Genomic DNA, 17,538 nt, shown 5'->3' on the forward strand with positions numbered 1-17,538 from the left:
GAGCTCCTGCTCACCGCTCGCTGCACCCCGCCCCGAATCCGTTCAGCGTCACGCGGCCGTTCAGCTGTGCGCAGCCATTCAGCCTGGCGCAGCCATTCAGCCTGGCACGGCCGTTCAGCATGGCGAGGCGGGTTCAGCCGGGCGAGGCGGTTCAGCCTTGCGAGGCGGCGATGTCGAGCTGCGCGGCATAACCGCTGATGACGCGGGCAAGCTCCAGGTCGCGGCTGGTGACGCCACCGACGTCGTGGCTCGTCAGCGTCACCGTGACCTCCGGATAGGTGAGGGTGAGGTCCGGGTGATGGTTCGCCTTCTCTGCGGCGGCACCGATGCGGTTCACAAGATCGAGACCGGTGGCGAAATCACCGGTGGCGAAGCCGGCGGTGAGCGTCTCGCCGTCCTGCTGCCAGCCTTCGAGGGCGGCGTCGGCGATCTCGGTGGAGGACAGAACTTTCTTCGAATCAGCCATGGCTCCATCGTGCCCCGGTGGTGGTCGCGCGGCTACCCCTCGGAGGTTCCGGTATCTCGGCCGGTGATGAACGAGCCCTTGGCCTGCACGTACGCGAGCCGGTCCTCGGGGTGCTCCCTGGCCAGGCGCCGCTTGCACTTCGCATAGGCATCGCGCTCCGCCGGGTGGGTGCGCAGGTGATCGCGGAAGGCGAGATAGCGGCGCCACTGCTCATCACCGTGGTCGAGCACGTGGACATTGACCAGCCGCACTCCAGGCTCGAGCTCGAGGGCGTAGATCCGATCGGGGCGGTTCCCATCGGCTTCGCCGCGGTAGAGATGCCCGGCGCGCATCAGCCACCCGTGCAGCGGCAGCGGGTCCGAGCCGGGCCGCTGACCGATCGCCACGTCGAGGATCGCTTTGGCGGGCAGGCCGGGCACTGAGGTGGACCCGATGTGTTCGAGGGCGAGGGCGTCGACCGGGCGGGTGGGTGTCAGCGCGTCGACCAGCCCGGCGAATGTCCGGGCCCAGCGGGGCGAGGGCTCCGAGAGCTCCACGACGCCTCGGCGCACGCCGAGATCGGCATCGCGCAGCGCGGCGGCGAGCGCGGGTGCCATCGGTGCCGCGTGCTCGCTGCGCTGGAAAGGAAGGGTCATCGGTTCCACCTGCTCGACTCCTGACGGTCTCACCGGCACCGATACCGGTCTCGGCGGTGCCGAGGCAACGAGCGGTGCCGGAGCGACGAGCGGTGCCGAGGCGACTATAGGCGGCGAGTCCTCCACACCCCGAGGATGATCGCGAGCTGGACCACCAGCAGCGCCGCCCCGATCACCACGTCGCCCCAGTCCATCGCGAAGCCGGACTGCAGAGTGCCGATCCCGCTGGCGACCGGGTAGAACAGCGGCCACAGGATCAGCAGGTTCCGCACCAGGGCGAACACGACGGCGAAGACGAGTGCGAAGGCGCCGAAGCTCAGCGCCGCGAGCAGCGGGACGCTGCCCACGTGTTGGAGCGTGAAGCCCGCGCCGGTCAGTCCGATCGCCGGCAGCCAGCCGAAGGCGCGCTCCCAGCGTAGGAAGAGCCAGCCGAAGACGAACAGCGGCTCCCACAGCACCATCAGGTTCCCGAGCAGGTGCGGGAGCACCGGGATCCCCTGCTCGGCGGACAGCATGACCAGCTGATAGGCGGAGCCGACTCCCAGCACCGCGGAGATGACCAGGGACCGAGCCAGGAAGCGGCGGGTGATGCCGAGTCCCGCGAGCCCCTCGCGGCGGCGATGCAGCACCACCCACGCCGGCACCAGAGTGCCCAGCAGCAGGATCCCGGCGTAGAGGAACACGGAATGGATCGTGGTTCCCGCCCAGTAGGAGGCCCAGAATCCCAGGAGGGTGAGCAGTGCGATGAGCGTGTCGGCGCCCGGATCCCATGCCACCGCCGGGCGACGAGTGCGCGCCGTCCCCTCGGCGCTCGACTCTGGACTGTGCGCCGCCCCCGCTGACTCAGTCATACGGCCATCGTGCCCGCTGCGCGCCGCCGCGTCCATGGCCCGCGGTGGCCAGCAGTCCGCGGTGGCCAGCAGTGCGCGGTGACTGGCGGCGCGCGCTGACCGGCAGCTCGCGTCAGGAGCGGTCGACGCGTGCAATCCCACGCTCCGGCCGGCGCCTTCCCGCCCGCCCGTCGGCCAGACTGGAGGTATGGACGATCTGCTGGTCACCCCGGGCCCCGGCGCACCGCGCGGCCTGCGGGTGCCGGCCGCTGAGCTGGACGAGCAGTTCTCCCACGCCTCCGGCCCCGGCGGGCAGGGAGTCAACACCACCGATTCCCGGGTGCAGCTGAGCCTGGACCTCGCCACCACCACCGCGCTCGACGCGGTCCAGCGGGCACGGATCCTGTCCCGGCTCTCCGGGAAGCTCGCGGGCACAGTCCTCACCGTGACCGCATCGGAGCAGCGCTCACAACGACAGAACCGCCGGGCGGCACGGGAGCGTCTCGCAGCACTGCTGCGGGAGGCTGTCGCCCCTCCCGTGGTGCGCCGGGCGACTCGCCCCACGAAGGGCTCGAAACGTCGGCGGCTCGAGGCGAAGAGCCGACGGGCGGACCTCAAACGCACCAGGCGCCGGCCCGGAGGGGAGTGATCTCCTGGAGATGCGGCGACGGCCTGCGCGTTCTGCTCCCTCGGCTCCCCCACCTCGTCTAGGTTGAGCCCATGCTCCGTCGCCTCCTCGCCCGCGCCTTCTGGGCCCTCAGCCCCTGGACGCTCGTCACCGAACCGGCTCCGCGCCAGCCCGCTGTCATCCTCGGCGCCCCGCACACCTCCAACTGGGACTTCGCGTTCATGCTCGCGATCTCCTGGAAGTTGCGGCTGCCGCTGCGCTGGCTGGGGAAGCACACGCTGTTCACTTCGTGGAGGGGCCCGATCATGCGGGCTCTGGGCGGGATCCCGGTGGACCGCTCGGACCCGAGCAAGGTGGTCGACGAAGTGGTGGCCCGGGTGCACGCCGGTGAGGTGTTCGGCCTGGTGGTCACGCCCGACGGGACCCGCGGCGCGCACACCCATTGGAAGTCCGGCTTCTACCGCATCGCCCGCACCACCGGGCTGCCGGTGGTGCTCGGATATGTGGACCGCACCACGATGACCGCCGGACTGGGCCCGAGCCTCGAACTCACCGGCGACATCGGTGCGGACATGGACCGGATCCGTGACTTCTACGCGGACAAGACCGGCTATCACCCGTCGATGCGGGTCGAACCGCGTCTGCGGGAAGAGGGCACGACCACGGACCCCGCATCTCCCGACCCCGCCTGAATCGAGCGGCCAGGAGCCCCGGCGTCGCGGGCACGGTGAGTCGATGCCGACGACGCGGCAGCTCATCGCCCCAGGCTATCAGGGTGGAGACCGCTTCCCGGGTCCCGCGTTTCTCCGTCGCGCAGCCGGTCCGGTCCTCTAGCGTGAGCCTGTGCCCCCGCCCTCCGCTCCTCGTCCCCAGCTCCGGCTCACCCGGCGCGGCCGGCTGGTCCGTTCCGGCCTGGTGCTGCTGCTGGTCGCGCTGCTGATCCTGGCGCTGGTCGCCGTGGTCCGGGCACTCGGCGGGGACGAGGACTCTCAGAACCCCGGCTCGAGCTCCCGCACCGCGTCCGCGACCGACGACGCCGGCGGCTAGGGCCCGTCGGATGCTGGCGGAGCGACCGTGGAGACGCTCACCCCGGAGGCCGAAGGCACCCCGGAGGCTGAAGGAGACGGCCCGGCCGACGAGGAGGCGATGGTGCGCACCGGCACCGTGGGCGCCGGCACCTGGACCTTCGCTCAGCCTTCCCCCGCGCCTGCAGCCGCGGAGGGTGCGACGGTGCGCACCTACGCCGTGCGGGTCGAGGACGGCATCGGAGTCAGTGCCGAGGAGGCTTCGGCGGAGATCGCCCGGGTCCTCGCCGATCCCCGTGGCTGGCAGGAGCTCGAAGGAGTGGCGTTCCATCAGCTGGCGACAGCCGAGGAGGCCGAGTTCACCATCTCACTGGGGTCCCCGCCCACCGTGGATGCGCTCTGCCTGCCGGCGAAGACCGGAGGGACCTGGAGCTGCCGCATCGGCCCGGACGTGGCGCTGAACTCGGACCGCTGGCTCCACGCCACCCCGACCTATGGCGACCTCACGGAGTACCGCGCCTACATGATCAATCACGAAGTGGGTCATCTCCTCGGCCACAGCCATGCCCAGTGCGGCGGAGCCGAGCAACCCGCGCCCGTGATGCTGCAGCAGTCCATGGACCTCGAAGGATGCGCGCCGAACGCCTGGCCTGCGACCAGCGCGACAGGCTGAGCGCCCGCTCCCCCCGCTGCACCGTCATCGCGTCCCGCAGCCGGCGGCGTAGGGTGCCCTGATGGAGCTCCTCGAGCACGGCGCGCACGTTCCCGACCCCCTCGAGCCTTACCTCGCTGTGGACCGCTCCCGACCCCGACATGAATGCTGGGTGACCGGGCACATGGTGGCCGGCCTGGACGGCACCGCCGCGATCGACGGGCGCGTCGGGGCCCTGTCCACCGCCCCCGACCAGTCGCTGTTCCGCCGCATGCGGCAGATCGCCGATGTGGTGCTGATCGGTGCCGAGACCGTGCGCCGCGAGGGCTACGCGCCGATCCGGCTGTCCGAGCAGGCACGCGAGCAGCGTCGGCTCAGCGGTCGTTCCGCGACCCCGCCGGTCGCGATCGTCAGCCGCAGCCTCGACCTGGATCTCACCGCGAGCGTCTTCGCGGGCGCGCCCGCGGACGCGCGGACCCTCGTCATCAGCTGCGCCGCCGCCGATCCGCGGCGCCTGGCCGCAGTGCGTGAGACGGCGACGGTGATCATCGCCGGCCAGGACCGGGTCGACCCGGCGACCGCGCTGCGCGCACTGGCCGAACGCGGAGATCGGGTGGTGCTGTGCGAGGGCGGCCCGCGATGGCTCGGCGAGCTGGTCGCCGCCGACCGCCTCGACGAGCTGTGCCTGTCCCTCTCCCCCCTGATGGGCGGGGACCCGCTGCCGGTCAGCGTCACCCCTCCGGGTGCACCGCTCAGCAGCTTCGCGCTGAAGGCCGCGATGGTCGAGGAGGACACGCTGTTCCTCCGCTACGAGACACTCCCGCGAAAGGGCTCAGCCGATGAATGACGACGCCTTCACACAGCTGATGGCCGCAGCCGATCCCGCGATGGTCGTGGTCACCACCGCGGCCGACGGTGAGCAGGCCGGCTGCCTGGTGGGCTTCCATGCGCAGTCGAGCATCTCGGCCGCGCACTACTGCCTGTGGCTGTCCAAGGCGAACCACACCTACCGGGTCGGGCTGCGGGCCACCCATTTCGCGATCCACTTCCTCACCGCCGAGGACCTCGACCTCGCGAAGCGCTTCGGGACCCTCTCCGGCGAGGACGAGGACAAGTTCTCCGGGCTCGAGATCAGCATCGACGAGAGCGGGGTCCCCCTCCTCGAAGCCTGCCCGCACCGGATGCTCGTCGAGCGACTCACCCTTCTCGACGACAGCGGGGACCATATGTGCGTCACCACGACGTTGCGCTCGGCCCGCTCGCCGAGTTATTTCGAGCCGCTGCGGATGTCCCAGGTCGCGCATCTGCGAGCGGGCCACGCGGCCGAGGAACGGGCGATCCGGCCCTGAGGCCACCGCCGGTTCGACGGCCCGGCGCGGGCCCTTCGAAGTCAGATCCTGCGCCTCTCCCCGCCCGCGCTCACGGGTGAAGTCATGCGCTCTCGCCTGCCCCGCCCGGCGAGCGGGGGCGCGGGGCAACACGAGCACCCAGCCGCCGAGGGAAGATCTGTCATCAGCGCGACGGCGGGGCACACTGGGAGCAGCGCACCGGGGGCAGCAGCCTCTCGCCGCAGACCTGAAGGGAGCTCGCAATGGACTCGTCACCGTCACGGGCAGCGAGCATCGCGGCCCGTCGGCAGGAGGCGCTCGCGCGCCTGACGGACATCGAGCAGGAGCTCTTCGCGCTGCGGCGCACGCGCGAGGGCCTCAGCGACGATGATGAGCACGATCCCGACGGGGTCCCGCTGTCCGCCCAGTGGTCCCGGCTCGAAGGCCTGCGCCAGAACACGCTCGAGACTCTCGCCGCGATCGACGACGCGCACGCTCGCTGGTCGCGCGGCGAGGACGGCCGGTGCAGCGCCTGCGGTCGCCCCATCGCGCCGGCACGCCTGGTGGCCCGACCGGAGGCGACCACCTGCATCGACTGCGCGCCGTGAGCCCGCCGCACCCTGCGAGCAGGGTGGCTACGATTCACGCAGGCATCGATGACGTGAGGGGAATTCTGTGAAGATCACTGTGATCGGCGTCTCGACGGGCACTGGAGCGCTGCTGGCCTCCCTGGCGCATGAGCAGGGCCATGAGGTCACCGCGCTCTCCCGCCGCGGCGCAGCTCCCGCCGGTGCCCGCGCGCTCTCCGGCGACGCCCTGGCGCCGGGAATCGCCGCTGAGGCCGTGGCCGGCGCCGATGCCGTGGTGGTGACCGTCGGCGGAGCCAAGGGTGTCCCTCACCAGCGCGCCGCCGTGACCAGGGCGGTGGTCACCGCGATGCAGGCCGCGGGCGCCCGCCGACTCGTCGTGCAGTCCTCGCTGGGAGCGGGAGACTCCGGCTCTCAGCTGCCCGGCATCGTCGGGTGGGCCATGAAGACTCTGCTCGCGAAGCCGCTGGCCGACCATGACGAGCAGGAATCGGCGGTGGTCGAGTCCGGGCTGGACTGGACGCTGGTGCGTCCGACAGGTCTCACGAACGGGCCCGCCTCCGGGGCATGGCGCGCACTCGAGCCCTCAGAGCAGGGAACCCTGCGCGGGTCGATCTCCCGCAGCGATCTGGCCGCCCTGCTGCTGGACGTGCTCGCGGATGACTCGACGATCGGCAGGAAGCTCGGTGTGAGCGCCCGGTGAGGTGCGCCGCGCTGCCGTCGCGTCCCCCGAGCGCCGATCCGCCTCGACCAGCAGTCGCAGGAGCAGACCGCCGGCGAGGAGACCGCCGTTGAGGTCGGTCATCCAGTGCCAGCCGAGCAGGAAGGACACGCTCACGGAGTTCACGCAGAGCAGCACCACGATCCAGCGCAGGTTCCGCACCACATGCTGGGAAGCGCTGCTGTAGTGCGAGATCAGGTGCACGGCCGTGCCGTAGATCAGCACCGCCTCCGCGGCGTGACCTGAGGGGAAGCTGATCCCCAGGGTGCCCATCTCGAGCAGGCCCGCTTCGAAGAAGCGGGGGTCACCCGTGGAGGACGCTCCGCGGCCGAGCAGCACCTTGAGCGTTCCCACCCCGCCGAGGAAGCCCGCCTCGGCGAGCAGGGCGATCACGACCGGTCGCCACGAGCGCCGTCGTCGTGCGAGAACGATCGCGACTATTGCCAGCACGGGCAGGCACACGGCTTGGCCGGCGATCCGGTCCAACACGTTCTGGGCGAACGCCAGGGAGGACGGGTCGATCTGCACGAGCCAGCGCCGCGCCAGGAGCCGGTCCACTTCCTGCAGGGGGCCCACCGCCAGCAGGCTCACCGCGACCAGGGCGAGGAGAAGAGCCGGGACCGACGTCACCCGGTCGAACCAGCTCAGATCGAGTTCCCTGAGCGGACGCCGGTCGAGCGGGGTGTCGATCATGGCGTCGGTCGAAATCTGGGTATCGGCGACCATCGTCGAGAAAGCCTAGGAGACTCCCCGGACGGAGAAAAATGGCCGGGCCTCTCGTCGAGCACGGTGCGCGGGAGATCACAGGATCTGCGGCACGCTCGGCGCCGTCCCGCGGTCTCTCATGTCGCGTCTTGCCCCATGGTGCAGACCATGGCGCTCACGTCACTTCACGTCCTGCCCCATGGTGGAGACCATCGTGGTGGACGTGGTCGGGGCCGTGGAGCCGCCGGTACGGGAGGACAGCATCCCCGCCAGCCAGGTCGCGACCTTGGTGAGCAGGTAGTTGATCACGATGAAGATCAGCGCCGCGACCACGAGGGTCTGGAAGATGTTGGAGTAGCCCGAGCCCAGCTGGCGGGAGTACTGCAGCAGTTCGTAGAAGCCGATCAGGAAGCCGAGCGCGGAGTCCTTCAGGATCACCACGAACTGACTGAGCAGCGATGGGAGCATGGCGGTGAGGGCCTGCGGCACCTCGATGATCCGCAGCGACTGGTTGCGCGTCATGCCGACGGCGGCGGCTGCCTCCCGCTGCCCCTTCGGCAACGAATGCACTCCGGAGCGGATGAGCTCGGCGATGACCGCCCCGTTGTAGAGGGTCAGCCCGATGATCACCGCGAAGTAGGCGGAGTCCTCCGAGGCGAAGAGCCCCGTCGGCGCGATCCGCCGGGAGAGGAAGAAGTACAGGAAGAACATCATCACCAGCACCGGCACCGCGCGGAGGAACTCCACGACCACGCTCGAAGCGACGCGGATGATCGCGAACGGGGCCAGCCGCAGGAAGCCGAACACCAGACCGAAGACGGTCGCGGTGATCACGGCGATGCCCGAGGACTGCAGGGTGAACTGCAGACCAGGGAGGTAGTAGTTCGTCCACGCGTTGCCGTTCAGCGCGTTCGCCCACTGATGCGGCGCCAGCTGCCCCTGCCGATCCAGCTGCAGCAGCACCAGCGCCCCGATCGCCAGGATCACCGCGAGAGCGATCAGGTTCGTCAGCAGAACATTGCGCTTGGCCCGCGGGCCGGGCGCGTCGAAGAGGATGCCCGCCTGCGCGCTCATCGGGCCACCGCCAGCTTGTCGGAGAGCCAGGTCGTGAGGATGCCCATGGGGATGACGATCAAGCAGAAGCCGATCGCGATGGTGAGGAAGATGTAGACCATGAGGTTGGGGTTGAACTCGATCATCGTGCTCATCAGGCCCGAAGCCTCGGCCACAGAGGCGGCAGCGGCGACGGTGGTGTTCTTGGTCAGGGCGATCAGGGTGTTGCCCAGGGGCGTGATCGCGCCGCGCAGCGCCTGCGGGAGCACCACGATCCGGGCCGCTGGCAGGAAGGTGAGGCCGATGGCCCGCGCGGCCTCCACCTGGCCGAGCGGCACCGTGTTCACGCCCGAGCGGATCGCCTCACAGACGAACGCGGCGTGATAGATCGTCAGGGCGATCACGGCGTAGGTGAAGAAGTTCAGGTCGAAGCTCGAGAAGAACTCGACCTTCAGCTGGCCCCAGACCGCGAGCACACCGAGCACCATGATGATCGTCAGCGGGGTGTTGCGGACGATGTTGATGTACGCGGTGCCGACGGCGCGGAAGGAAGCCACCGGCGAGATCCGGAACAGAGCCAGGACTGTGCCCAGGAGGAATGAGCCGACGGCGGCAATCGCCGTCAGCTTGATATTCATCCAGAAGGCGCCGAGCACGTCGTACTCGGCGAAGAGTTCGAGGAATCCGTTCATGTGCTTCCTGTCTGGGTGGCCCATGGCCGAGGGCGGGGACCGTCCGGTGCCGGGGCGGACGGCGGCAGGTCGGGCAAGATGCCCGTCCTGCCGCCGTCACGAGGTGCGGCGGGGCCGCGAAGTGCGGCGGGACCGCGAAGTGCAGCGAGACTGCGAAGTGCAGCGAAGCTGCGAGGTGCGGCGGGGCCGCTCAGTCGTCGCAGGACTCGAGCTCGGACTCGGGTCCGCTGTTCAGCTCCTCGTCGGGGGTGTACCCGGTGCCCTCGGTGGCGGTGTCCAGCGCTTCCTGCCAGGCCCCGTCTTCCTTCATCTTCGTGATGGCGGCGTTGATGTCCTCGCACTTGTCGGAGCCGGTGGGGATGCCGACGCCGTAACGCTCCACCGAGAAGGTGTTGCCCACGACCTTGAACTTGCCGGTGTTCTCCGGGGTGGCAGCGAGTCCGGCGAGGATGATGTCGTCCGTGGTCACGGCGTCCACCTGCCCGGATTCGAGGTAGGTGACGCACTCGGCGTAGCCACCCTGCTCGACCAGCTCCACGCCCTGGGAGAAGTCGTCCTTGATCTTCTGAGCGGAGGTCGAGCCGGTGACCGAGCAGAGGTTCTTGCCGTCCAGGACGTCGGGTCCGGTGATCTCGGTGTCGTCGGCGCGGACCAGGAGATCCTGGCCGGCCACGAAGTAGGGGCCGGCGAAGTCGACGCGCTCGTCACGCTCGTCGGTGATGGAGTAGGACGCGAGGATCATGTCGACCTCGCCGCCCTCGAGGGCGTTCTCCCGGTTGGCCGAAGGGGTCTGGACCCATTCGATCTGGTCCGCGCCGTAGCCGAGCTCTCCGGCCACATACTTCGCGACCTCGACGTCGAAGCCGGTGGGGTCGCCGTCCCCCTCGCGGAAGCCGAGACCCGGCTGATCGAACTTGATACCGATGCGGAGGCTCTCGCCGCCGCTCTCACCGCCACCGCCACCACCGCCCTCGTCGCCGGACTGCGAGGGGGCGCAGGCGGACATGACCAGTACGGCTGCGGCGGCGATCGCCGCTGCTGATGCGAGCTTCTTGCGCATGGTTCCTCCAGTTGGGTGGGGAGTGATGGTGCGGTGCAAAAGACGATTCACGCGGGGTGTTCAGTGCGCCAGGATCTTTCCGAGGAAATTCTTGGCGCGGTCGTGCTGCGGGTCGGTGAAGAAGGTCTCCGGATCGGTGTCCTCGAGGATCCGCCCTTCGTCCATGAAGATGACGCGGTCCCCGGCCTTCCGGGCGAAGCCCATCTCGTGGGTGACCACGACCATGGTCATTCCCTCGCGGGCGAGCTGGACCATGACGTCCAGGACCTCCTGCACCATCTCCGGGTCCAGCGCGGAGGTGGGCTCGTCGAACAGCATGACCTTCGGCTTCATCGCCAGGGCCCGGGCGATGGCCACCCGCTGCTGCTGACCGCCGGACAGCTCGGCCGGCATCTTCTTGGCCTGCGCGGACACCCCGACGCGCTCCAGCAGCGCCATGGCCTCCTTGGTGGCCTCAGCCTTCTTGATGCCCTTGACCTTTATCGGGCCGACCGTGACGTTCTCCAGGATCGACTTGTGGGCGAAGAGGTTGAAGGACTGGAACACCATCCCGACCTCGGCGCGCAGCGTGGCGAGCGCCTTGCCCTCCTCGGGCAGCACCTTGCCGTCGATGCTGATGCGGCCACCCTCGTCGATGGTCTCGAGCCGGTTGATGGTCCGGCACAGAGTGGACTTGCCCGATCCCGACGGGCCGATCACGATCGCCACCTGTCCTTCGGGGATGGTCAGGGTGATGTCAGTGAGGGCCTGGAAGGAGCCGAAGTGCTTGTTGACGCCCGTCAGTTCGACGAGCGGGCGCTTCGAGGTCGCGGCGGCGGCAGCGACGCCCTCCGACTCCGGTGTGGTCTGCGTCATACCCGAGAGGCTATCCGCTTCGATCCTCGATACCTGCCGCCCGCTGATCCCTTGACCAAATCGTTGTCTGCGCTGGCGCCTCGCGGGCGCGCCGTGCGGCGTGGAGGGGGCCGGTCAGTCGTCCTCGAGCAGTGAACCACCCCTCCGGTCCGGATCCCCGCTCCCCGCTCCTCGCCCTGGGCCTGGGTTTGCGCCTGTGCCTGTGGCTGCGGATCAGGTCACCGGCGCTCGAGCGTCAGCCCGCCCTCCCCCGCACGATGGCGCCGCACGGCGGCGACGAACGCGTCCGTGTCCGGCAGCCACGGCCCCTGGGCGTCGAGCGCCGCATAGCCTCCCTCGATGAAGCTGCGCACCAGCTCGCGGTACTCAGCGAGGCCTCCGACGATGCCGTACTCCTCCTCCAGCCCGTCCTCCACGCGACCCGTCGGCGCAATGATCCGCTCGATCCCGTCGGCATAGAAGTGGAGGTGGATCTCCTCGAGATGGGTGGGGTCCTCGAGGGAGAACACTTCGTTCGCGCGGCCGACGTTCCGTGCGACGAACTGCCAGAACGCCTCGGCCGCGCGCACGCCCCCGGGTCGCCAGCGCTCCTCCGTCCCCTCCGCGTCGGAGAAGACCAGCTCGCGCACGCGCTCGCCGCCGACCGGCAGGTCCTCCTCGTCGAAAGGGCGGCCCTCTCCACGATCCGCGGCCTCGCCGCCGACCAGGGCGCACAGCGAGCGCACGGTGGCTGCGCTGAGCTCGGGGTGCAAGCGCACGAGGGCAGCCTCGGTCGCGGCCTCGATCCGCCGCCAGTCCTGCTTGTCCGTGCCGGTGGCTCCCCGTCGCGGGTCCCTGCGGATCTGCATTCCCTCGCAGGCCGCTTCGACCTCGGCGATCACCTCGAGGACCGTCGGCAGCATCGAGGGCTCCACCGCGTCGGGCAGCCGACGTGGGACCCCTCCGCCGTGGAGACGCTGTCCGGTGTAGTCGAGGATCGCAGTGTCCAACGGGCCGAGCACGATGCCGCGGCCGGCACGGCGGCGGGCGGCGTCGTGCTCGGCCCGGCGCGCATGGTCGACGGACTCGGTCACGCCGCGGGCGGCGCGGAAGAGCTCCCCGCGCGCCAGCGCCTCGGCATCAGCCCCATGACCGATGAGATAGGAGTCCACCTGCTGCGCGCCCGCGGCGAGCGCATCGATCTGCGCCGGCGAGCCGAGCAGGACAGTCCGCAGCAGCGCCGACGCCGCCCGTGCATCCAAGGGATCACGGATTCCGGCGTCGTCGTACAGAGGCTGCATCAGCGCGGCGAGCAGGACGTGCCGAGGGAGATCTTCGCGGAGCACGGCGAGATGCTCCTCCTGGATCGGAAGGGGGAACTCGCGGGGATCGTGAGTCGCATCGGCACCTCCGACCAGGACCAGCTCGAGCCCGTCCTCCTCCGTGCGTCGTACCCACGGGAGCCACCTCGTGCTGCGGACGAAGACTGTGTCTGTCATGCGGGGATCCTTCGCTCGGCGGGTCGAGACGCCCATCCTCCTCCGTCGCCGATGGGCGGAGTCCGCGCCTCGCCGGTCGTTCCCGTCCGACGCGGCGCAGCAGGCGTCCCCCTGCCAGGCCTCGATCCCCTCGCGGACGGCGAGGACGGCGATCACGAGTGCGGTCCGGCGCGCGGAACCGGCGCCGCGCGATGCCCGCAGCCACTGCGCGACCAGGGCCAGGCGCATCACCACGTAGGCCAGGACGATCACCCGGAAGTCATGGTCGACGAAGGCCGGCCGGACGCCCGAGGCGAGCACGAGCACGCCGCCCATCTGCACGATGGTCAGCACCCTGTAGAGCCAGTCGTCGGTGTCGAAGGAGGTGGCGAACCAGGTGAAGTTCATCCAGGCCCGCCAGATGGCGAAGAAGACGCTCAGGTACCCGACGACGCCGCTCGGCCGGGCTCGCGCGGGTCCCGCGGGCGCATGGGCACCAGACCGAGCATCGGGCGCGAGGTCATGAGGGCTCCTTCGTCGGCTGGGACGGCACCTCGGAGTGCTGGGGCGGCAGAATACGGCACGCGGCCCGGGGTGCCGTGGTGCGGTGTCAGCCCTGGGTGTCAGCCCTGGCGGGCCCGATCCCGGTTCCACAGCTGATGGGTCAGACCGCTCGCGGTGCTGACGTACTCGATGCTGAACCGCTGCTCGAGCCCGGCGAGGTGATCCCAGATCCGCACCCCGGCGCCCAGCACGATCGGGGTGATCACGATGTGCAGGAAGTCGACGAGGTCCGCCTCGAGGAGCTGGCCCACCGTCGAGGGTCCCCCGCCTATCCGCACGTCGGCCCCTCCTGCCGCCTCCTGGGCGAGGCGCAGCGCCTCCTCGGGCGAGGCGTCCACGAAATGGAAGCTCGTGCCGTTGTCGAACTCGATCGACGCGCGCGCGTGGTGGGTCAGGATGAAGACGGGCGTGAGGAAGGGCGGCTCATCGCCCCACCATCCCTTCCAGCCGTCGTCCGGCCACTCGCCGGACTGCGGGCCGTACTTCCGCCGCCCCATGATCTCCGCACCGACGCCCTGGCCCCACAGGCTGAACAGGGCGCGATCCACGGTCACCGGGTCGTCCATCCCATGCACACCATGGATGACGCGACCGTCGAAGGAGCGTAAGAGCGCCGCGGCGCCGCCGATCGGCTCCTCCAGCGTCACGTGCTCCCCGGCGGCATAGCCGTCCGCGGAGACGAGGAGGTTGTGAACCCTGGTCCGGACCATGTGCGCTCCCTGTGCGATGACATGAAGAGATCGCTCGAACGCTCCGCTCCCGTGCACACAGGGTGAGGCCTCGGCGGTGCCGGCGCAAGCAATGCCGGCGCAAGCGATGCCGGACACGGCGCTCAGGCCGACGTCTCCCCGGGGCCGGGGCGGACGGCGCCCTCCACCCAGCCCAGCCGCGCACCGAACCCGGCGCACAGCACGTGCGAGTCCCTCAGCGGGGTCCACCAGCAGGTCCATCGCTGTGCCGCTCCGCCGTCGGAGGGATCCCTCTTCCCCGCCTGCCAACGCTCCGGGACCTCGGCGTCGAGGAGCTCGAGCTGGAAGAAGTGCCGTTCGTGCTCCTCGAGGAGGTCGGGGCGCGCTCGGCGCTCGGAGCCGCGATCCTATCGGCCCGCAGAATCGCTCTGCGTCGATCCTGCAGTGAACCCGGAGCCCTCTCTCTCGTGGTCCTCTGTGAGGCCCGCACCACGGGCACGTCACGAGGAAGTGAGCACGCCATGAAGAACCTCACCCGCATCACCGCAGCCACCGCGCTGTCATTGCTGACCATCGGCGGCAGTGCCGCCGCCGCGAACGCCGCCCCCGCGATCCCGGTCAACAACGGGCAGGAGACCACCGGTGCCGAAGGAGGAGGGCATGGGAAGTTCAGCTATTCGATCGACGGCGACCAGTTCTGCTACACGCTCGAGGTCACCGGGCTCACCACCGGGGCCGTCGCCGCGCACGTGCACCTGGGCGAGCAGGGCGTCGCGGGTCCCGTCCACGTCCCGCTCTCCGTGCCGAACGCGACCTCGTTCGACGTCGAGGCCTGCACCACGGTCACCGACCCGGCAATCCTGGCCGGGATCCGGGAGAGTCCGCGCAGCTGGTACGTCAACGTCCACACGCCGACCTACCCGGGCGGTGAGGTGCGCGGCCAGCTCAAGTAGTCGGTGCCGCCTCGCGCACGAGACCGCCTTTCGGGCAGTGGGCGGTCGCGAGCGTGAGCGACACCGGCCATCTCGTGCAGGGCTGAGCACCGCTAGTCTCGGGCGGTGACCGATCTCCTCGCCCTCTACGACGCCCATCTCCGCACCGCCGCCGAGATGACGGGGGCGCGGAGCGTGACCCGTCACGGGCCGCTGTGGATCGGGCGGTTCCGGGGCGGTCGGCTGCTGGTCACCTATCGCGCGCTCGAGGATCCCGCGGCCGGCGTCGCCGCCGTGCAGGCGCTGCTCGCGCAGGATCCCTCGCTCGTCGAGGCGGAATGGAAGACCCGAACGCACGATCGCACGCCCGGACTCCACGAGGCGCTCACTGCGGCCGGATTCGTGGCGGGAGCGGCGGAATCGGTGATGCTCGGCGAGGCCTCCGCCCTGATCGGGGTGGAGCCGCTGGCCGGGATCACCCTCCGCCGGCTGAGCGCGCCCGTGGAGCTGCGCGCCGCGCTGGACATGCAGGACGCGGTGTTCGGGGGGCGTCCGATGGCGGAGCGGATGCTGGGTGAGATCCTCGAGCGGCAGGCCCGCGGGGACACGGTCGAGCTGTGGGCGGCGGAGAGCGACGGCCAGGTGGTGAGCGCCGGCCGGATCGACCCGATCCCCGGCACCGGCTTCGCGGGCGTCTGGGGCGGGGCGACTCTTCCCGACTTCCGCGGGCGCGGCATCTACCGTGCGCTCACCGCGGCGCGCGTGCGCTCGGCCATGACGCAGGGCGTGCGCTGGATCCACTCGGACTCGACCGAATTCTCCCGTCCGATCCTCGAACGCGCCGGTCTCGTGAGGGCCACCGGGACCGTGCCGTGGACGTGGCAGCGCGGCCCACGAGAGAGGGAGCACCTCGGACTGTGACGACCTCTCGATTTCGCACCCGACCCCCGCGGGACTTCGTCAGCACCGGCGCGCATCACTGGCCGAGGGTGGATCGGGGCTCCCTGCTGCTCTTCCTGGGCTCCGTGACCCTCTGGTGCGGCATCTACCTGATCAGGAACGACCTTCCCGAGACCTTGAGCCAGCGCGCGCAGATCACCCTTCAGGGCATGCCCACCATCTTCGGAGGGATTTGCGTCCTCTTCGGCGTCGTGGGGCTCGTGAGCGGGATCCGGGGCTCGGTCCGCAAGGGGGCGGACGCCATCGATCTGAAGCCGTCGGCCCGCGGGCTGCGGGTTCGCGGGGACCACCTGATCCCGTGGGAGTCGATCTCCGCGGTCACCGCCGTCCAGTACCAGAACGACGCGAAGCTCCAGATCCTGTGGGATCGGGCGGACCTGAACCGAGCCCTGGTCCTGCACCTGGACGAGCTGCTGGGCGTCCCGCGGATCACCGTGAAGGATGGCGAAGCACGGCTGCGGATCCCGCTGCTGCGCTACCCGGCGGTCGACTACCGGCCGCTGTACGAGTCGATGCTCGAGGAGTTCGCCCGGCGGGGCGTCCGCGTCGAGGTCGAACGGAAGCACAAGCAGACGTAGTGGGCGCGACCGCGCGCGACGTCCGTCGGCCGACGTCCGGCCCTCTGCTCAGTCGAGGATCTCGAACTCGGGCTCGATGGTGATCGTGCTGCGCAGGGAGTTCGCGATGAAGCAGCGCTCATGCGCCTGCTCGACAAGATCCTGCAGCGTCGCCGCGTCCGTGCCGCGGGCGCGGATCCGCGGGCGCAGCACCATCTCGGTGATCGACATCGGCTCGGACTCCTCGGGCATCACCCCGGAGGCGGCGTCCTCATAGGAGACGATGTCGACGCCCGCGCGGGCGGAGGCGCCGAGGAAGGAGAGCATCTGGCAGGAGCTCGCCGCGACCACGAGCAGCTGCTCCGGGTTCGCGAGCGCCGGGTCTCCGCGGAAGACCGGGTCGGCGCTGAGGGTCATGTCGACCCCTGGGGCCACGCTCACATGATGTTCGCGGGAGTAGGAGCGGATCCCCTCCCCCGTGCTGCCGGTCCAGGTGAGCTGCGCGTCGTACTCGTGGGTGTGCATGGGGCGATCCTAGGGACGGTGCGCTCGCTGCGCCGCATGATGCGCCGTGGGCGTTCCCTCGCGACGCTCAGCTAGGACAGCTCCAGGCGGGCGAGCACCGCATCGACCACCTCATGCACCGGCAGCTCTGCGGAGTCGAGCTCGAGGTGCTCATCGGTCCAGGGACTGCTCTCGGCGGCGCGCAGGAGCACCTGGTCCCATCGCGGCTCGGGCACGTGCGCGAAGCCGCGGTCCCTCTCCTCGAGCCTGCGCCGGTGCTCTCCCCGATCCGAGGTGACCAGGTGGACGAACAGGAGCTGCGCTCCTGTCGACCGTGAGGCGCCGCGCCAGGTCTGCCGCGCCTCGTCGCTGTCGTTGACGGCGTCGACGACGACGTCGGCATCGAGTCGGAGGTTGAGCTCGGCGATCGCGCGGGCCGCCTCATAGGCGGCGATCCCGACCTGACGGCCCGCTGGCAGGCCGCAGCCCAGCAGCGCCTCCTCGATCGCGTCGATCGAGAGGTGCACGGCGCTCAGCCGACGGGCGATCGCCGCTGCGGCGGTGGTCTTCCCGACGCCGGGCAGTCCGGAGACGGCGAGGAGGCGTGGAGTCATGGCGCGATCCTCTCAGGTCCGTCC

23 protein-coding genes are annotated in these 17,538 nt (G+C 70.2%); 11 read left to right on the forward strand and 12 right to left on the reverse strand.

What is annotated here, in order from left to right; all coding sequences use genetic code 11:
- Positions 1-151: 151 nt before the first annotated feature.
- The 3 genes from ACT3UF_RS00670 to ACT3UF_RS00680 all read right to left on the reverse strand — a co-directional run bounded on the left by ACT3UF_RS00670 (position 152) and on the right by ACT3UF_RS00680 (position 1,952).
- A complete protein-coding gene (locus ACT3UF_RS00670; RefSeq protein ID WP_441445700.1) occupies positions 152-466 on the reverse strand; it encodes a 4a-hydroxytetrahydrobiopterin dehydratase in 315 nt (104 codons plus the stop codon).
- A gap of 32 nt (positions 467-498) precedes the next feature.
- Positions 499-1,101, reverse strand: a complete 603-nt coding sequence (locus ACT3UF_RS00675; RefSeq protein ID WP_441445699.1) for a GrpB family protein — start codon at positions 1,099-1,101, stop codon at positions 499-501.
- A 104-nt stretch (positions 1,102-1,205) separates the two neighbouring features.
- A complete protein-coding gene (locus tag ACT3UF_RS00680; RefSeq protein WP_441445698.1) occupies positions 1,206-1,952 on the reverse strand; it encodes a hypothetical protein in 747 nt (248 codons plus the stop codon).
- 187 nt (positions 1,953-2,139) lie between these two features.
- Between ACT3UF_RS00680 and arfB the strand changes: the two genes are divergently transcribed.
- The 8 genes from arfB to ACT3UF_RS00720 all read left to right on the forward strand — a co-directional run bounded on the left by arfB (position 2,140) and on the right by ACT3UF_RS00720 (position 6,854).
- Positions 2,140-2,580, forward strand: a complete 441-nt coding sequence (gene arfB, locus ACT3UF_RS00685; RefSeq protein ID WP_441445697.1) for an alternative ribosome rescue aminoacyl-tRNA hydrolase ArfB — start codon at positions 2,140-2,142, stop codon at positions 2,578-2,580.
- 71 nt (positions 2,581-2,651) lie between these two features.
- Positions 2,652-3,251: a 1-acyl-sn-glycerol-3-phosphate acyltransferase gene (locus ACT3UF_RS00690; protein ID WP_441445696.1), complete on the forward strand. Its 600-nt coding sequence runs from the start codon at positions 2,652-2,654 to the stop codon at positions 3,249-3,251.
- A gap of 151 nt (positions 3,252-3,402) precedes the next feature.
- The gene (locus tag ACT3UF_RS00695) at positions 3,403-3,606 is read left to right on the forward strand and encodes a hypothetical protein (RefSeq protein WP_441445695.1); all 204 of its coding nucleotides are present in this window, start codon (positions 3,403-3,405) and stop codon (positions 3,604-3,606) included.
- Positions 3,607-3,633: 27 nt separating this feature from the next.
- Positions 3,634-4,257: a DUF3152 domain-containing protein gene (locus tag ACT3UF_RS00700; protein ID WP_441445694.1), complete on the forward strand. Its 624-nt coding sequence runs from the start codon at positions 3,634-3,636 to the stop codon at positions 4,255-4,257.
- 61 nt (positions 4,258-4,318) lie between these two features.
- Entirely contained in the window at positions 4,319-5,083 is a 765-nt protein-coding gene (locus ACT3UF_RS00705) for a dihydrofolate reductase family protein (protein ID WP_441445693.1), read from the forward strand.
- Positions 5,076-5,585: a flavin reductase family protein gene (locus tag ACT3UF_RS00710; RefSeq protein WP_441445692.1), complete on the forward strand. Its 510-nt coding sequence runs from the start codon at positions 5,076-5,078 to the stop codon at positions 5,583-5,585. Before ACT3UF_RS00705 ends, ACT3UF_RS00710 begins: the two co-directional genes overlap by 8 nt.
- Positions 5,586-5,827: 242 nt before the next feature.
- The gene (locus ACT3UF_RS00715; RefSeq protein WP_441445691.1) at positions 5,828-6,172 is read left to right on the forward strand and encodes a TraR/DksA family transcriptional regulator; all 345 of its coding nucleotides are present in this window, start codon (positions 5,828-5,830) and stop codon (positions 6,170-6,172) included.
- A gap of 67 nt (positions 6,173-6,239) precedes the next feature.
- The gene (locus ACT3UF_RS00720; protein ID WP_441445690.1) at positions 6,240-6,854 is read left to right on the forward strand and encodes an NAD(P)-dependent oxidoreductase; all 615 of its coding nucleotides are present in this window, start codon (positions 6,240-6,242) and stop codon (positions 6,852-6,854) included.
- Here ACT3UF_RS00720 and ACT3UF_RS00725 read toward each other — a convergent pair.
- The 7 genes from ACT3UF_RS00725 to ACT3UF_RS00755 form a co-directional block, all read right to left on the reverse strand.
- Entirely contained in the window at positions 6,738-7,598 is an 861-nt protein-coding gene (locus ACT3UF_RS00725; RefSeq protein ID WP_441445689.1) for a phosphatase PAP2 family protein, read from the reverse strand. The genes ACT3UF_RS00720 and ACT3UF_RS00725 overlap by 117 nt on opposite strands.
- 159 nt (positions 7,599-7,757) lie before the next feature.
- Entirely contained in the window at positions 7,758-8,651 is an 894-nt protein-coding gene (locus ACT3UF_RS00730; RefSeq protein ID WP_441445688.1) for an amino acid ABC transporter permease, read from the reverse strand.
- Positions 8,648-9,322: an amino acid ABC transporter permease gene (locus tag ACT3UF_RS00735; RefSeq protein WP_441445687.1), complete on the reverse strand. Its 675-nt coding sequence runs from the start codon at positions 9,320-9,322 to the stop codon at positions 8,648-8,650. The genes ACT3UF_RS00730 and ACT3UF_RS00735 overlap by 4 nt, the downstream gene beginning before the upstream one ends.
- Positions 9,323-9,512: 190 nt before the next feature.
- Complete coding sequence (locus ACT3UF_RS00740; protein WP_441445686.1) at positions 9,513-10,382, reverse strand: glutamate ABC transporter substrate-binding protein; 870 nt, start codon at positions 10,380-10,382, stop codon at positions 9,513-9,515.
- 60 nt (positions 10,383-10,442) lie between these two features.
- Positions 10,443-11,237, reverse strand: coding sequence for an amino acid ABC transporter ATP-binding protein (locus ACT3UF_RS00745; protein ID WP_441445685.1), 795 nt, complete (start codon positions 11,235-11,237; stop codon positions 10,443-10,445).
- A 218-nt stretch (positions 11,238-11,455) separates the two neighbouring features.
- A complete protein-coding gene (locus ACT3UF_RS00750; RefSeq protein ID WP_441445684.1) occupies positions 11,456-13,102 on the reverse strand; it encodes a DUF6357 family protein in 1,647 nt (548 codons plus the stop codon).
- A gap of 215 nt (positions 13,103-13,317) precedes the next feature.
- The gene (locus ACT3UF_RS00755; protein WP_444607952.1) at positions 13,318-13,968 is read right to left on the reverse strand and encodes a dihydrofolate reductase family protein; all 651 of its coding nucleotides are present in this window, start codon (positions 13,966-13,968) and stop codon (positions 13,318-13,320) included.
- Between the two features lie 500 nt (positions 13,969-14,468).
- On the opposite strand from ACT3UF_RS00755, the gene ACT3UF_RS00760 reads away from it, so the two are divergent.
- The 3 genes from ACT3UF_RS00760 (at position 14,469) to ACT3UF_RS00770 (ending at position 16,417) form a co-directional block, all read left to right on the forward strand.
- Positions 14,469-14,900: a CHRD domain-containing protein gene (locus tag ACT3UF_RS00760; protein ID WP_441445682.1), complete on the forward strand. Its 432-nt coding sequence runs from the start codon at positions 14,469-14,471 to the stop codon at positions 14,898-14,900.
- Between the two features lie 105 nt (positions 14,901-15,005).
- Positions 15,006-15,800, forward strand: coding sequence for a GNAT family N-acetyltransferase (locus tag ACT3UF_RS00765; protein WP_441445681.1), 795 nt, complete (start codon positions 15,006-15,008; stop codon positions 15,798-15,800).
- Positions 15,797-16,417 (forward strand): hypothetical protein, encoded by a 621-nt coding sequence (locus tag ACT3UF_RS00770; RefSeq protein WP_444502726.1) that lies wholly within the window; start codon positions 15,797-15,799, stop codon positions 16,415-16,417. Before ACT3UF_RS00765 ends, ACT3UF_RS00770 begins: the two co-directional genes overlap by 4 nt.
- Positions 16,418-16,465: 48 nt before the next feature.
- Here ACT3UF_RS00770 and ACT3UF_RS00775 read toward each other — a convergent pair whose 3' ends face one another.
- Together ACT3UF_RS00775 and ACT3UF_RS00780 are read right to left on the reverse strand one after the other, a co-directional pair.
- Positions 16,466-16,921 carry an OsmC family protein gene (locus ACT3UF_RS00775; RefSeq protein WP_441445679.1) on the reverse strand — a complete coding sequence of 152 codons (456 nt, stop codon included), beginning with the start codon at positions 16,919-16,921 and terminating at the stop codon, positions 16,466-16,468.
- Positions 16,922-16,992: 71 nt separating this feature from the next.
- On the reverse strand, positions 16,993-17,514 hold the full coding sequence (locus ACT3UF_RS00780; RefSeq protein ID WP_441445678.1) for an AAA family ATPase: 522 nt from the start codon (positions 17,512-17,514) through the stop codon (positions 16,993-16,995).
- Between the last annotated feature and the right edge of the window lie 24 nt (positions 17,515-17,538).

Origin of the sequence: Brachybacterium sp. AOP24-D1-21 (assembly GCF_052378665.1) — a bacterium.
Taxonomy (GTDB): domain Bacteria; phylum Actinomycetota; class Actinomycetes; order Actinomycetales; family Dermabacteraceae; genus Brachybacterium.

Coding starts and splice junctions, on each gene's coding strand:
- ACT3UF_RS00740 (WP_441445686.1), bottom strand. CDS start 10,382: ATGCGCAAGAAGCTCGCATCAGCAGCGGCGATCGCCGCCGCAGCCGTA.
- arfB (WP_441445697.1), top strand. CDS start 2,140: ATGGACGATCTGCTGGTCACCCCGGGCCCCGGCGCACCGCGCGGCCTG.
- ACT3UF_RS00750 (WP_441445684.1), bottom strand. CDS start 13,102: ATGAACTTCACCTGGTTCGCCACCTCCTTCGACACCGACGACTGGCTC.
- ACT3UF_RS00690 (WP_441445696.1), top strand. CDS start 2,652: ATGCTCCGTCGCCTCCTCGCCCGCGCCTTCTGGGCCCTCAGCCCCTGG.
- ACT3UF_RS00745 (WP_441445685.1), bottom strand. CDS start 11,237: ATGACGCAGACCACACCGGAGTCGGAGGGCGTCGCTGCCGCCGCCGCG.
- ACT3UF_RS00675 (WP_441445699.1), bottom strand. CDS start 1,101: ATGACCCTTCCTTTCCAGCGCAGCGAGCACGCGGCACCGATGGCACCC.
- ACT3UF_RS00735 (WP_441445687.1), bottom strand. CDS start 9,322: ATGAACGGATTCCTCGAACTCTTCGCCGAGTACGACGTGCTCGGCGCC.
- ACT3UF_RS00680 (WP_441445698.1), bottom strand. CDS start 1,952: ATGACTGAGTCAGCGGGGGCGGCGCACAGTCCAGAGTCGAGCGCCGAG.
- ACT3UF_RS00780 (WP_441445678.1), bottom strand. CDS start 17,514: ATGACTCCACGCCTCCTCGCCGTCTCCGGACTGCCCGGCGTCGGGAAG.
- ACT3UF_RS00760 (WP_441445682.1), top strand. CDS start 14,469: ATGAAGAACCTCACCCGCATCACCGCAGCCACCGCGCTGTCATTGCTG.
- ACT3UF_RS00730 (WP_441445688.1), bottom strand. CDS start 8,651: ATGAGCGCGCAGGCGGGCATCCTCTTCGACGCGCCCGGCCCGCGGGCC.
- ACT3UF_RS00715 (WP_441445691.1), top strand. CDS start 5,828: ATGGACTCGTCACCGTCACGGGCAGCGAGCATCGCGGCCCGTCGGCAG.
- ACT3UF_RS00705 (WP_441445693.1), top strand. CDS start 4,319: ATGGAGCTCCTCGAGCACGGCGCGCACGTTCCCGACCCCCTCGAGCCT.
- ACT3UF_RS00775 (WP_441445679.1), bottom strand. CDS start 16,921: ATGCACACCCACGAGTACGACGCGCAGCTCACCTGGACCGGCAGCACG.
- ACT3UF_RS00725 (WP_441445689.1), bottom strand. CDS start 7,598: ATGGTCGCCGATACCCAGATTTCGACCGACGCCATGATCGACACCCCG.
- ACT3UF_RS00710 (WP_441445692.1), top strand. CDS start 5,076: ATGAATGACGACGCCTTCACACAGCTGATGGCCGCAGCCGATCCCGCG.
- ACT3UF_RS00755 (WP_444607952.1), bottom strand. CDS start 13,968: ATGGTCCGGACCAGGGTTCACAACCTCCTCGTCTCCGCGGACGGCTAT.
- ACT3UF_RS00670 (WP_441445700.1), bottom strand. CDS start 466: ATGGCTGATTCGAAGAAAGTTCTGTCCTCCACCGAGATCGCCGACGCC.